The organism is Alkalicoccus halolimnae, from assembly GCF_008014775.2.
Classification (GTDB): Bacteria; Bacillota; Bacilli; order Bacillales; family Salisediminibacteriaceae; genus Alkalicoccus; species Alkalicoccus halolimnae.
In genome coordinates this window covers 2860112-2873618 of the sequence record NZ_CP144914.1, presented here as the reverse complement: position 1 = coordinate 2873618, position 13507 = coordinate 2860112, and the positions used below count along the sequence as shown (strand labels likewise).

11 protein-coding genes are annotated in these 13507 nt (G+C 45.5%); 5 read left to right on the top strand and 6 right to left on the bottom strand.

Annotated features, from left to right (window positions below; all coding sequences use genetic code 11):
• Positions 1-282: 282 nt before the first annotated feature.
• The 4 genes from FTX54_RS13235 to FTX54_RS13220 all read left to right on the top strand — a co-directional run bounded on the left by FTX54_RS13235 (position 283) and on the right by FTX54_RS13220 (position 6821).
• Positions 283-1476, top strand: a complete 1194-nt coding sequence (locus FTX54_RS13235; protein ID WP_147805145.1) for an MDR family MFS transporter — start codon at positions 283-285, stop codon at positions 1474-1476.
• A gap of 317 nt (positions 1477-1793) precedes the next feature.
• On the top strand, positions 1794-4211 hold the full coding sequence (gene leuS, locus FTX54_RS13230) for a leucine--tRNA ligase (protein WP_147805146.1): 2418 nt from the start codon (positions 1794-1796) through the stop codon (positions 4209-4211).
• 385 nt (positions 4212-4596) lie between these two features.
• Entirely contained in the window at positions 4597-5655 is a 1059-nt protein-coding gene (locus FTX54_RS13225) for an ATP-grasp domain-containing protein (protein WP_246125712.1), read from the top strand.
• Positions 5656-5738: 83 nt separating this feature from the next.
• Positions 5739-6821: a M20 family metallopeptidase gene (locus tag FTX54_RS13220; RefSeq protein WP_147805147.1), complete on the top strand. Its 1083-nt coding sequence runs from the start codon at positions 5739-5741 to the stop codon at positions 6819-6821.
• A 269-nt stretch (positions 6822-7090) separates the two neighbouring features.
• On the opposite strand, the gene FTX54_RS13215 is transcribed toward FTX54_RS13220, so the two are convergent.
• From FTX54_RS13215 to FTX54_RS13190, 6 genes are all read right to left on the bottom strand, one after another.
• Positions 7091-7903 carry a hypothetical protein gene (locus FTX54_RS13215; RefSeq protein ID WP_147805148.1) on the bottom strand — a complete coding sequence of 271 codons (813 nt, stop codon included), beginning with the start codon at positions 7901-7903 and terminating at the stop codon, positions 7091-7093.
• Positions 7900-8604 carry an ABC transporter ATP-binding protein gene (locus FTX54_RS13210; RefSeq protein ID WP_147805149.1) on the bottom strand — a complete coding sequence of 235 codons (705 nt, stop codon included), beginning with the start codon at positions 8602-8604 and terminating at the stop codon, positions 7900-7902. Before FTX54_RS13210 ends, FTX54_RS13215 begins: the two co-directional genes overlap by 4 nt.
• Positions 8604-8987, bottom strand: coding sequence for a GntR family transcriptional regulator (locus FTX54_RS13205; protein WP_147805150.1), 384 nt, complete (start codon positions 8985-8987; stop codon positions 8604-8606). The genes FTX54_RS13210 and FTX54_RS13205 overlap by 1 nt, the downstream gene beginning before the upstream one ends.
• 26 nt (positions 8988-9013) lie before the next feature.
• Positions 9014-9961 carry an ABC transporter permease subunit gene (locus FTX54_RS13200; protein WP_147805151.1) on the bottom strand — a complete coding sequence of 316 codons (948 nt, stop codon included), beginning with the start codon at positions 9959-9961 and terminating at the stop codon, positions 9014-9016.
• Positions 9961-10866, bottom strand: coding sequence for an ABC transporter ATP-binding protein (locus tag FTX54_RS13195; RefSeq protein ID WP_147805152.1), 906 nt, complete (start codon positions 10864-10866; stop codon positions 9961-9963). The genes FTX54_RS13200 and FTX54_RS13195 overlap by 1 nt, the downstream gene beginning before the upstream one ends.
• A gap of 258 nt (positions 10867-11124) precedes the next feature.
• Complete coding sequence (locus tag FTX54_RS13190) at positions 11125-12405, bottom strand: NAD(P)/FAD-dependent oxidoreductase (protein WP_422387404.1); 1281 nt, start codon at positions 12403-12405, stop codon at positions 11125-11127.
• 291 nt (positions 12406-12696) lie between these two features.
• Between FTX54_RS13190 and FTX54_RS13185 the strand changes: the two genes are divergently transcribed.
• On the top strand, positions 12697-13389 hold the full coding sequence (locus tag FTX54_RS13185) for a hypothetical protein (protein WP_147805154.1): 693 nt from the start codon (positions 12697-12699) through the stop codon (positions 13387-13389).
• The last annotated feature ends 118 nt before the right edge of the window (positions 13390-13507 follow it).

Below are 13507 nucleotides of genomic sequence, written 5' to 3'. Positions count from 1 at the left end.
CCCCATGGAAACGAAGGCGCACGCTTATCTGCTTTATTTTCAAAGCAGCTTAGATTAAAAAGCTCTATTAGTATTTGTGGCTTTTGCCTATACCCGGTTATGGTCATGTTACCTAAAGAAATCACTTATTCCTGAGTCTGTAAAAGTTTTTTCTACTCTTGGGGAGAGGATGCCTTTCCCTTAATGTTATCACGCACGTCCGCAAAGAGAAACGGTTGCCGGGGGCGGGAATATCGGTTACTATTTATTTTGGGTAACGAAAGAACGGAAGGGAGGACTGTTATGCCGAAAGCTATATGGATTCTCGTTATCGGGATGTCGATCAACATAACAGGAGCCTCCTTTATCTGGCCGTTAAATACGATTTATATGTCGCGCGAGCTCGGACAGTCATTAACAGTGGCCGGCAGTGTATTAACAATAAATGCGCTTGCCGGCGTCATCGGCAATCTGATCGGCGGGAAGCTGTTCGACAAAATCGGCGGATTCCGTACGATTATAAGCGGCGTGCTTATTGCTATGACGAGTGCTTTCACGCTGGCTGCGACCTACGGATCTTTTACAGCCTACGTCCTCTGTCTGATCGGCCTTGGATTCGGAGCAGGGATGATGATTCCATGCATGTATGCGCTTGCCGGCTCGGTATGGCCGGAAGGAGGCAGACGCCCTTTTAACGCGATGTACGTTTCTCAAAACGTGGGTATTGCTCTCGGGTCAGCTGTCGGCGGCCTTCTGGCAAGCGTCCGCTTCGACCTTGTCTTTATCGGAAACGGGCTGCTTTACAGTAGTTTTCTCATTCTGGCTCTCGTTTATTTCCGTCATCTGCAGGGGCAGCGTGGGCAGCAGCGGTCTTCCAGCGTGTTTGAAAACGCAGAAATACTCGAGCACAAACGGCGCTTTAAAGCGCTCGCCCTGCTGTGTAGCGGTTTTCTGATCTGCTGGATTGCCTACGCTCAGTGGGCATCCACCATTGCAGCCTATACGCAGGACATTGGCATTCCGCTTCCTTATTACAGTCTTCTATGGACGATCAATGGTGCGATGATCGTATTCTGCCAGCCGCTTATTAAATTTTTCATTAACCGGTTCGTTCATTCCTTAAAGGCCCAGATTTACACCGGTCTTTTCATATTTATGGGAGCGTTTATCGTTCTTTCCCAGACCGAAGTTTACGCCGGATTTGTCGCAGCTATGGTCATTTTGACGATTGGGGAGATGTTTGTATGGCCGGCTGTTCCGACAATTGCTCATAAGCTGGCTCCGGAAGGGAAAGAAGGATTCTACCAGGGAATCGTAAACAGTATCGCTACAGGGGGCCGGCTAATCGGTCCGTTGTTCGGCGGACTTATGGCGGATCTTTTCGGGATGCAGATGCTTTTTTATACAATAGCTTTGCTTTTCATTATACCTGTTGTCATGACGAAAATTTTTGACAGAGGAGTCCCCCATCTGCGCTTCGCGCGGGGGGATGCTTGACAGTTTTCTTTCCGATGCATACAATAGTTACGACACGAGTATAGTTTAAATGACAGAGAAGAGGATTATTAGCAGCCGTCTTGTCCCTCAGAGAGTTAACGGGAGCTGGAAGTTAACGTCAGGACACTGCGAACTCACCTTAGAGTTGCGCATCCGCGCCGTGATACCGACGTTACCGGTCTCAAGGGAATGCTTAACAGGCACTAATCGTGGGTGGTACCGCGGGAAGGATTCAAACCTCTCGTCCCAGCGTTTTGTTGGGGTGCGGGGTTTTTTATATTTACATACAATACATCATCTGCAGGGAGGTAGTTATTTTGGCTTTTCATCATCAGAAAATAGAAGCAAAATGGCAGAAATACTGGGAAGAAAATAAAGTATTTAAGACGACGGAAGATGCGTCAAAAAAGAAATTCTACGCGCTTGACATGTTCCCCTACCCGTCCGGAGCGGGCCTTCACGTCGGCCATCCGGAAGGCTATACGGCGACCGATATTCTTTCGCGTATGAAGCGGATGCAGGGTTACAACGTGCTTCATCCGATGGGGTGGGATGCGTTCGGTCTTCCTGCAGAGCAGTATGCGCTCGATACAGGCAAACATCCGCGTGAGTTTACGGACATAAACATTGATACATTCCGCCGTCAGATCAAAGCGCTCGGTTTTTCCTATGACTGGGACCGGGAAATCAATACGACGGACGAAAAATATTATAAATGGACCCAGTGGATATTTATTCAGCTGTACAATCAGGGGCTTGCCTACGTAGATGAAGTAGGTGTCAACTGGTGTCCGGCTCTCGGTACCGTACTTGCAAACGAAGAAGTGATTGAGGGGAAAAGTGAACGCGGAGGTCATCCAGTGGAACGGAGGCCGATGAAACAGTGGATGCTGAAAATTACAGCATATGCAGACCGCCTTCTTGATGATCTGGAAGAACTCGACTGGCCGGAGTCTATTAAAGACATGCAGCGAAACTGGATCGGACGTTCGGAAGGTGCCGATGTCGTTTTTGAACTGAAGGGAACGGGCAGAGAGGTGACCGTCTTTACGACCCGCCCGGATACGCTTTATGGAGCAACCTATCTTGTACTAGCTCCGGAACATGAGCTCGTAGACGAAGTTACTTCCGCTGAACAGCAGGACGCCGTGGATACCTATCGTAAACAGGTAGCAACGAAAAGCGACCTGGAGCGTACAGAGCTGGCCAAAGAAAAAAGCGGCGTTTTCACCGGCGGTTACGCGGTACACCCGGTAACAGGCAGTGAGGTGCCGGTCTGGATCGCCGATTACGTACTTGTAAGTTATGGAACGGGTGCTATTATGGCTGTACCGGGGCACGATGAGCGGGATTACGAATTTGCGGAAACGTTTGAACTTCCGATCGTGGAAGTTGTTTCCGGGGGAGATATTTCCAAAGAAGCTTATCCAGGGGACGGCCCGCATGTAAATTCTGATTTTCTTAACGGAATGAACAATGAAGAAGCGATTACGGCAATGTGCAGCTGGCTCGAGGAGCATCAAAAAGGAAACCGTCAGATCACGTACAGACTCCGCGACTGGCTTTTCAGCCGTCAGCGCTACTGGGGTGAACCGATCCCGATTATTCACTGGGAAAACGGGACGATGGAACCGGTGCCGGAAGAAGAGCTTCCTCTGACACTGCCCGATATGGATGAATTCAAGCCATCGGGAACAGGAGAATCCCCACTGGCAAACAACGAAGAGTGGCTGATCGTGACGGATCCTGAAACCGGCATGAAGGGCCGGAGGGAAACGAACACGATGCCGCAGTGGGCAGGAAGCTGCTGGTACTACCTGCGCTTTATTGATCCTCATAACGAAGAACAGCTTGCAGATCCGCAGAAGCTGAAAGAATGGCTTCCGGTTGATATTTATATCGGGGGAGCAGAGCATGCAGTCCTGCACCTGCTTTATGCCCGTTTCTGGCACAAGGTTCTTTATGATATCGGCGTCGTGCACACGAAAGAACCATTCCAGAAGCTTTATAATCAGGGAATGATACTTGGAGAAAACAACGAGAAAATGAGTAAATCAAAAGGGAACGTTGTGAATCCGGATGATATTATGAAATCCCACGGTGCGGATACGCTCCGTCTTTACGAAATGTTTATGGGACCACTGGATGCATCGATTGCGTGGAGCGAAAATGGTCTGGACGGAGCGCGCCGCTTTCTCGACCGTGTGTGGCGGCTGTTCGTCAGTGAAGACGGCTCTTTAAGCGGTAAAGTGTTTGACGGACAGGGCACGGACGAAATGACGCGTGCGTACCACCAAACTGTGAAAAAAGTAAGCGAAGACTTTGAAAATCTTCGTTTTAATACCGGCATTTCTCAGCTGATGGTGTTTATAAACGAAGGCTATAAACAGGAAAAATTGTCGAGAAGCCATCTGGAAGGATTTTTAAAGCTTCTTTCCCCGGCTGCCCCGCACCTCAGTGAGGAACTGTGGAGCAGGCTCGGACACGAGGGAACGATTTCCTATGCGACATGGCCGGTTCACGATGAAGCCTGGCTTACAGAAGATGAAATTGAGATCGTCGTTCAGCTGAACGGCAAAATACGGACGAAGCTCACCGTTTCAAAAGAAGCTTCCAAAGATGAGCTGGAAGAAACGGCATTGAATGATGCGCAGATGAAAGAGGATCTGGAAGGGAAAACAATTCGTAAAGTAATTGCAGTTCCCGGAAAGCTCGTTAATATCGTAGCGAATTAAACTGAATAAACAGCTTCATTTAATAAACAGCCCTGCCGAAACTAGTCGGCAGGGCTGTTTTAAGTGGCGGGCCGCATTTAAATAAAATACAGATCAAAGGAACATTTCTTTTTTGATCCCCCTTCGCTCATTGCAAGGTTTTGGCTATGTCGGCTGCGTTTCCGCTGAAAAACAGGAAGGTGTGCATCGCATATCATTCGTAACCAGAACGCTTTTTCACAGGTGAACGAAAAAAAGAACTACAGGCACTCCAATAACACTGGAGAGCTCCTACTAATTTCATGAGAAAAGATGATCATTTTTTACTGTTATAGATTAATAACGATTTAAATGGGTATAAATGGTTTATGGATAGGTAAAAATTAAAAATAGAGAAGGAGGAAAGATGATGGATATTCTGCTGACTTCTACAGCCAGACGGATAGATTTTGTAGAATACTTTCAAGAAGCTTACAAAAAACTTGGAATAGAAGGGAACGTGATCACAGCTGATCCTGACAGCAACGCTCCCTCCCTGCAGCAGGGGGACATCAGCTATGTTACTCCTCATCAGGCACAGCCGGAATATGTCGATGCGATTCTTTCTATTTGTGAAAAACATCCAATAAAAGGAATTATACCAATAAATGATTTGGAAATTTCTCTCCTTGCCAATAATCGAAAGCAGCTGGAATCAAGAGGGATCTTCTTATTTACCTCTTATCCGGATGTGGTGGACAAAATGCGGGATAAAGGAAAATATGAAGAAGTACTCGGGGCATTCGGAGTAAAGACCCCCCGAACTTTTACAAGCCTTGAATCAGCTGTCAGGGCGGTTGATAAAAAGGAAATTCTTTTTCCTCTAATATTGAAACCTCGAAATGGTCAGGCTTCTATAGGAGTGGAAACGGCTTCAAGTGTGAAAGAGTTAAACAATGCTTACAGCCGGGCTGTGGAAAACATTAAAGGAACTTTTTTAAATCAGGCTGCCGTGGAAAAACCGGAAAACAATATTATCATTCAGGAAGCAGTGAAAGGAGAAAAATTCAGTGTGGATATATTTAACAATCTTCAAGGGGAATATACTGCTTCCTTCATTAGAAAACAGCTTGCAATGAGGGGAGGAGACGTCGATCAATGTAAAACGGTAGAAAACAATGATCTGACGGAGCTTGCAGAAAAAATCGGTACTCATCTCGGCCACATCGGCTATATAAATACAGACGTCTATTACAATGGAGAAAATTATTATGTGATCGATATGAATCCCCGAATCGGTGGGGGGTACAGCTTCAGTCATGAAGCAGGGGCAGATATTCCGGCCGTTATTTCAGCGATGCTTACCGGCCGTGAGATAAATCCAGAATGGCTCTCCCAGGAAGCAGAGATTGAATATGCCCGTCATGATAGAGCTGTACCGTTATATAAACAAACCTTAAAGAAAAAACAGCTGATGACAACGTAAATATAGTGTAATTATAAAATATAGCAGTGAAAACGATAAATGAAGAAGCAAAAACTTATCAAGGATTTAAAAGGAGGCTAAAAATGGCGACCTCCACGCCTTTATTGGAAGAAATGATTAAGATAGACAGTTCATCAAAAGAAGGAGTAGAAGAAATCGTTGACTACTGCGAAAAATGGTTGATGGAGAATGGATTATCAGTAAAACGTCTGAAAAACAACGGCTACAGTATGCTTGTGTGCGAGATAGGAAACGGGGAGGAATCGGTAGTTTTTAACGCGCATGTGGATGTAGTGGAAGGTGAAAAAGAGCAGTTTATACCTTATGAAAAAGATGGGAAGCTGCATGGACGGGGAGCAGTGGATATGAAAGCCGGAGCTTCGGCTATGATGAAAACCCTTGCTGAGGTTAAAGAAATGGATCTCCCGTTCCGGCTTATGCTGCAGATTGTTCCCGACGAAGAAAGCGGCGGCGAATATGGCACAAAATATTTAACGGAGCAGGGTTATACCGGAGACTTTATCATATGTGGAGAGCCAACGAACCTCGGAATTGCGGTTCAGTCAAAAGGGGTGCTCCAGCTGGATTTCCTCATCTATGGACAGGCCGCTCATGGAAGCAGACCGTGGGAAGGCGAGAATGCTATTACAAATGCCTACTCGCTATATGAGCAAATTTTTGAACTTCCATTTGCAAAGGAAGAAGAAAAGCCGGTTTATGGAGCCCCGTCCGTAAATTTAGCCAAAATAGAAGGGGGAAACGCTTATAATCAGGTCCCCAAGAAATGTACAATGTCGCTTGATATCCGCTATCTGCCGAAACAGTCCCCCGACGAGATTATTCGGCAGATTAGAGAAATAACGAAAGGGGAGCTGTACGTTCACCAGGTGGGGGATCCTATAAGAACGAAAATGGATAACCCTTATGTGAATGCCTTGGCCACTTCTTTAACAGAAAAGACCGAACTGGAAAAAGCAAACCTTTACGGTCAGCACGGTTCAAATGACGGAAAGTTTTTCACGAGATACGGTGGTTCAGCAGTAGAATTTGGTCCGCTTGGACACGGCTGGCATGGAGACAGGGAATTTGTTTATATCGATTCCGTTCATGAATACCAGCGTATTTTAATCAATTTTGTCAAAACGCTGGCTGAAAAAAACAAATAGAATTTTAAGCAGCTAAGTAATCATCTGTTCAGCAAGAAGCACTTATCCTTATAGCAGCTTCTAAACTAAAAGCTATGTTAAAGCTGGTGTTAATAAATGCAGAAAACTCCGCTTCGTTCTTTATTCAATGAAAGGTAAGTACTTCTGCTTATCTGAAAATCTGAACGGAATGGGCAAAGTTAAAAAGGCCGTGCCGGCATTTCCGCCACGGCCTTTTTGAAGTGGTAAGTTTTTTTCGGCAGTTTCCTGTTTTCTAAAAAACATTGTCTTCACGCTTCTACGTAGTTGTCGATCAGGTAGCTGAAGAGCCAGAAAAGGAAGAGGTAGATCAATCCATGGAAAAGAATATCCCCTGTATAAAGAGCAGCGCCTTCTTCAACAGCGAGCTCGAAATTGGCATCCCCGAGAGGACGAAGAGCATTTTCAATTAACGCATTGGCATTTAAAAGCATGCCGAACTGGGTGACCATGCTGTAGACGCCAAGCTCCTGAATAAATGAAACGAGTATGCCCCATCCGATAACAATAACTATCCCTGCCAGCCAGCCGAGCGGACGGATAATTTTAGATGCAAGAAAAATAAATACGACGGCTAAACCGAGCTGGGCAGATCCGTGAGCAATTCCCATGAATATCCATGGACTGAAATCGCGGTACAGCTCCTGAAAGATTTCCAGTACCGGTGCGCTTTCTGCAAAGGCGGATCCTTCTGTGAACGTGAGGGAGAGGGCTCTCGACAGCATCAGGTCCGCAGCTATCATCGAGAAAATAAGTGAGAGGACAAATTGAGAAAAACCTGCAGCCAGTTTGCTGCTGAGAAGCACCCAGCCGGAAACCGGAAGATTCAACCAGGTATAGTGCGTTTTGTCACGCCACTCCCGTACGAAAGACACGAGCCAGGCAGCGAATAAATAAAAAGCATGGACACCAATGACTGCGAAACCAAGGAAAAAGAAAAATGGAGAATTTCTTTCCATCATAAAAAACATAAATACAAATATTAAAGAGAGCAGGCTGATACCGATGAAAAAACGAGTCTGGCTTTCCTTCCACTCTTTTTTGAATAAACCCCACCAGATCATGCGAGCACCTCCCTCATTAATTCCGTAACGGTCATTCCGCGTTCCTGCCGCAGAGTCTCTACTTCTCCAAATAAAGCGACTTCTCCATCCTGAATAATGATCACCTGATCCAGAAATGGTTCTACTTCTTCCACTTCATGTGTCGAAAGAAATACGAGCTGATTTTCAATGTCAGCATAGCGGATGATCATTTTTAAAATGTCCTGACGCACGAGGGGATCGAGTCCGGATAAAGGCTCGTCCATACAAAGAACAGGCACACTTCGGGCGAGTGTTACGACAATTTTTAAACGGGCCCGGTTTCCTTTCGAAAGATGCTTTACTTTCCGGTCGAGCGGGAGCTTTAATTCTGTAACCATACGTTCAGCCTTCGTCAGATCAAATTCAGGCACCGTTTCATGAAAGAATTGAAGCGTTTTACTGACAGTTAAAAAGCGGTATAACGAATCGTCCTCCGATAAGAAAGCGGTTGTCTCTCCGGAGCGTCGGGTAATCCGTTCGTTGTTTATTTTCACTTGTCCTGACGAAGGACGGATAAGGCCGGCCATCAGTTTAAGCAGGGTGGATTTGCCGCTGCCATTGGGTCCGACAATACCGATCATACCGGGTCCTTTCATGTGAAGATCGATTCCATTCAAGGCAGCCTGCCTCATGTAGGATTTTTTTAAGCCTGAGAGATGTACTTCGTTTAAAACTTGCATCAGGATGGATCCTCCTTTGATGAATTTTCAGCACGGTCTTTAATGAGTTCGACAATTTTATGCGGGGGAAGCCCCATTCTTTCCATTGATTGAAGGAAGGCATCGACCTGGCTTTCGGCCAATTCCACTCTTAATTTGTCGATTATATGTTCTTCTGTTGTCACAAAGGTGCCCTGCCCTCTTTTGGAAACGGCAACCCCGTCCCGTTCCATTTCTGAATACGTCCGGGAAACGGTATTTGGATTAACTCCGGCTTCTACAGCGAATTCGCGTACCGAAGGAAGTTTTTCTCCTGGAGGGCGTTCTCCGCGGCAGATTCCACTATACAAATATTCCTTCAGCTGCAGATAAATCGGTCGGTGGTGGTCAAACGATATTGTCACAAGTTTTTTCCTCCTTTGATGAGCTGTTAATCTGCGACGTCACGCTTTATAAATACGGCATAGGCTGCTGCTTTAAAAAGCAGGAAATAAAGTATAGAAATTACGAGTGAAAAAGCTAACGTTGAATCCGGAAGAATCGGCTGGCCGATAAAATGCTGCAGTAAATTGGAATGAGCGAACAAAATGAAATTTGCCCATTCATACTGACTGACAAGGAAAACCATCTGGCTGCCTGTAAACAAAAGAACAAGAGACAAACCGACAGCTAAAGACTGATTTCGAAATACGGTCCCGAGGGTAAAAGCGAGCGTCGTCATGATCAGCAGTTCTCCGAAAGCAAGCGTGTAAGCAGTGCCAACATAGGAAAGAATGTTCATTTCTCTGACAGAGCCATCAACAATTTCTACGATTTGAAAAGGGGAAAGAGAGAATCCGTTCAGCAGTCCCCCTGTGAGAATACTGGTAAAAATGAGTGTCAGAAGCATGGAGAGCGCGAAAATCATTGTAGCGGCCCATTTGGAAAAAAGGATTTTCCATCTTTTTACCGGGCGGATCAACAGTAGTTTAATCGTTCCGTTCGAGTGTTCGCCTGCTGTAATGCCCGCACCGATGATAATGGAAAACATAGTAACAAAACTGACGAGCTGAGGGTTATCTATTACCAGATTCCACATATGATTATCCGGTATAGGCTCTATCTGTTCTTCCTCGTAATAATCGAAGAGCATCTGCTGTTCCTGCAGCCGGGCGGCAGCCTGCGGAGAGAGATTTCCAGATTCCATTTCTTCCTGCATTTGAGTTATCTCCATTTCCATAGAATGAAGAGAATCTTCTCCGGCCTGCTCCGGGCCGCCGACACCGAATCGGAATATCAGTCCGACAATTATGATGACACTGATGAGAAGAATAAACATAATTTTTGTACCGAGACGCCGGAAAATTTTCATGAGTTCATTTTGAAGGAGTCCGGCCATCAGGAACCACCTCCTGTAATAGATAGAAACTTGTCTTCAAGCGTGCGCTGATCAGAAGGACGGATTTCATAAATCGCAACTCCGGAATCAGAAAGTTCCTGAATAAGGGCTGGTATATTTTCTTTATTTTCAACAAGCTGCAGCCCGTTGTCGTAACGCTGTACTTTCCGGTTCGGTCCCAGCACTTTTATGGCTTTTTCAAGAGGGACCGCTTCCAAGTAAAGGAGATTTTTATCCTGCTGCAAAAAAGAAAAAACGTCTGCGACTTCAATCAGTTTTCCTTTTTGAATGATGGCAATACGGTCACACATTTTTTCCATTTCGGCAAGCAGGTGACTCGAGACGATAATGGATATTCCATCTTCATGAGCAAGCTTTTTTAAATAGGAGCGGATCTCGCGGATGCCAGCTGGATCAAGTCCATTAGTCGGTTCATCAAGTATAAGGACGCGCGGTCTGTGAAGAAGAGCCTGAGCGAGACCGAGCCGCTGGCGCATGCCGAGGGAGTAGGTTTTAACTTTTTCATGAATCCGGCTGCTCATTCCGACGAGCTCGACTACCTCCTTTAGGCGTTCTTCCGTGACTCCATGATGCATTCGTTTGTAATGGATAAGGTTGTGCCACCCGCTTAAGAAATCATACATCTCGGGATTTTCTACGACAGCACCGACGTGCCGGACAGCTGATTCAAAGTCTGTTTCCAGGTTTACGCCTTCGATTGTGATCGATCCTTTGGAAGGGCGCATCAGTCCGACAATCATACGTATCGTCGTTGTTTTACCAGCGCCGTTCGGGCCGAGAAGGCCGTAAATTTCCCCTGAACGAATGGTCAGTGTCATATTGTCGATAATTTTGTTCCCGGCGATTATTTTATCTACTTCATGAAGCTCTACCGCAGTTTCCAAGAAATCATCCCCTCCTAATTGTCTTTTTCGATAATGTAATGCTGTATTAGTTAAATAGTACACTAAGGGCATTTTTCGCGCAAGAGGAAAAAACATAATAAACTTAAAAACTTGGAATACGCCGGTGCCCTTTCGTAAAGTTTACTTTCGTCTTCTGGAAGGTTGGGCGCTGCCTGGGCAAACATAAAAAAACCATGACGGACGTATCGTCATGGCTCTCTCTACATTGCAGAAGGATTTCCTCAATCCTGAGTTCTTTTATTCATTTGTCTGCAAAAGCTGGGTTCTTTCTGCTGCTGCACTTCCGGCGGTATAGCCGGTGGAGAAAGCAACGGTGATATTATAGCCGCCCGTGTATCCGTGGAGATCCATCACCTCTCCGCAGAAAAACAGCCCTTCCATAAGCTTGGATTCCATTCTTTTCGGATAGACTTCCTTTACACTGATTCCGCCGCCAGTGACAAATGCTTTGTCAATAGTGAGCGTACCGTCCGCGGTAAGAGGAAAATGCTTCATCACTGCTGAGAGGGAACGCAGCTTCTCGTGTGACGTTTCTGTTCCGACATGAACCGGATCGATCCCGGAAAGAGACAGGCAGACCGGAAGCAGCCGTTCAGGCACCATACCGCTGAGAGAATTTTTTACGGCCTTTTTCGGAGCATCATCAAGCAGGCTTTTCAAACACTGAAACAATTCTTCCGAGTTTTCATCCGGGAACAGATCAATTTCAACCGGAATATTCTGGACTCCGTGTTTTTTCTTCGCTTTTACTACATATTGGCTGCAGCGTAGTCCGATCGGACCGGACACTCCAAAGTGGGTAAAAATCATATCACCCTGATGAGCTTTAATCAGTTTGCCTTTTTTAGGATCAATGACTGAAAGCTTCACATTTCTTAAGGAAAGACCTTGGAGCTCCTTTGATTTGATATGTGGGTCATTCATCGTCATCGGCACTTCAGTAGGATAGAGGTCCGTAATAGTATGGCCTGCTTTTTCAGCCCAGGGATAGCCGTCTCCCGTCGACCCCGTGTGCGGAACAGACTTTCCGCCGACAGCGGTAATGATATTCTTTGTTTCGAGCATTTCCCCGTCAGCCAGTTCTACAGTATGAACTGCTCCATCCCGGAAATGGAGATCTCTCACTTCGGTTTTCTTCCTTATCTCTACATTAAGCTGCTGAAGCCGGTTTAAAAGGGCACGCACGACTTCAATAGCTTTATCGTTTACTGGAAACATACGTCCATTGTCCTCTTCCTTCAGCTCAATTCCCAGTCCTTCAAAGAAAGCAATAATATCTTCGTTGTTAAAAACGGAAAACGGGCTGTACATAAACCTGCCGTTTCCCGGTATATGCTTGATAATTTCTGCGGCATCGACGCGGTTTGTTAAGTTGCATCTGCCGCCTCCGGAAATGGCCAGTTTGCGTCCGAGCTTGTTTCCTTTGTCTAAAAGCAGAACGTCCGCTCCATTTTCCGCCGCTGCTACTGCCGCCATCAGCCCGGACGGACCGCCGCCGATGACAATTACATCCCTCATGATTCAAAACTTCCTTTCGCTCATTCTATTCTTAACTGATTGTACGCAATCACCCTGAAAAACACAAGGTTTCACCCATGAGCGTTTCCATTGATGCAAACAGCAAATATCACTATAATCAGGGATATGGAGAGATTATATCGGATGAGAGACAATGAGCGCATCTGAGATGGCGGAATTGTTTTGATTTTTTACAAAAACGCTGTTTTATTTATGATTTGGATGTGCTACACTGCTCTTTGGAGATAAAACAATCTAATATAAAATGATACCCGGAAGGAGGATTTACACATGTTTGCAGGAATAAAATCCAAGCTGGAGAAAAAGCGTACTCTATGGTCAATGGAGACGCAGGATCGTATAGAGCAATTCGCAGCAATGGAACGAAGCCGTTCTATGAAAGAAATGGAAAAGAAACAAACGCAGCAGTCTATTTTAAATCAGGAGGTCAGCAAATATCTGCAGACCGTGAACCCGACATTTCTTTTAAAGCCTGAAACACATCGTGCACTTCTGAACATGTTTTACGCGCGTGCTGAAGGTACATTCAATATTAACCTGTCGATGACGAAAGAAATGCGCAAAGCTTATTCTTTTTATCACAGCGAGTTGAAGGTCTTCATTGCCCTGCTGGAGCGTAAAGGATTTCAGCTCGAAGGTCAGGAAGAACTGTTTCTTCAGACGTTTTTAACGAAGCTGCGCGAAAATAATTATCGTCTGCTTTCAGATTCGTACGGAGACTTCGTCCCGGATAACGCTTCTGTGACGGAAGCTTTTGAACTCTACATCGCTACGGTAGACAAAGATAATAAGTATGAAAGCGGACATCTCGATTTCTTTGCCACTTATTTAAACCATAAAAATATCGCAGATTTCACTTGGACTAAAGGCCGTATGAAGCGTAAACTCAAGCATTATGAGAAATCTCATAAGCAGGAGTTCAAGCTCAAGGAACTGGAGCGGCGCCTGCAGAAAATCAGCTGATTTTCAATCCGGGTGTTAATATTTTACGAACAGGCTGTCTTTCCTGCACTATTTCAGGAAGGCAGCTTTTTCTATGAGGAAAGTAATTATATAAATTATGTTAAAGCTCCGGGCTGTT

What these genes read in the sequence shown, in the direction of transcription:
- FTX54_RS13200 (WP_147805151.1), bottom strand. Translation starts at nt 9,961, where the DNA reads ATGGCCGGACTCCTTCAAAATGAACTCATGAAAATTTTCCGGCGTCTC.
- FTX54_RS13190 (WP_422387404.1), bottom strand. Translation starts at nt 12,405, where the DNA reads ATGAGGGATGTAATTGTCATCGGCGGCGGTCCGTCCGGGCTGATGGCG.
- FTX54_RS13185 (WP_147805154.1), top strand. Translation starts at nt 12,697, where the DNA reads ATGTTTGCAGGAATAAAATCCAAGCTGGAGAAAAAGCGTACTCTATGG.
- FTX54_RS13225 (WP_246125712.1), top strand. Translation starts at nt 4,597, where the DNA reads ATGATGGATATTCTGCTGACTTCTACAGCCAGACGGATAGATTTTGTA.
- FTX54_RS13210 (WP_147805149.1), bottom strand. Translation starts at nt 8,604, where the DNA reads ATGCAAGTTTTAAACGAAGTACATCTCTCAGGCTTAAAAAAATCCTAC.
- FTX54_RS13220 (WP_147805147.1), top strand. Translation starts at nt 5,739, where the DNA reads ATGGCGACCTCCACGCCTTTATTGGAAGAAATGATTAAGATAGACAGT.
- FTX54_RS13235 (WP_147805145.1), top strand. Translation starts at nt 283, where the DNA reads ATGCCGAAAGCTATATGGATTCTCGTTATCGGGATGTCGATCAACATA.
- FTX54_RS13215 (WP_147805148.1), bottom strand. Translation starts at nt 7,903, where the DNA reads ATGATCTGGTGGGGTTTATTCAAAAAAGAGTGGAAGGAAAGCCAGACT.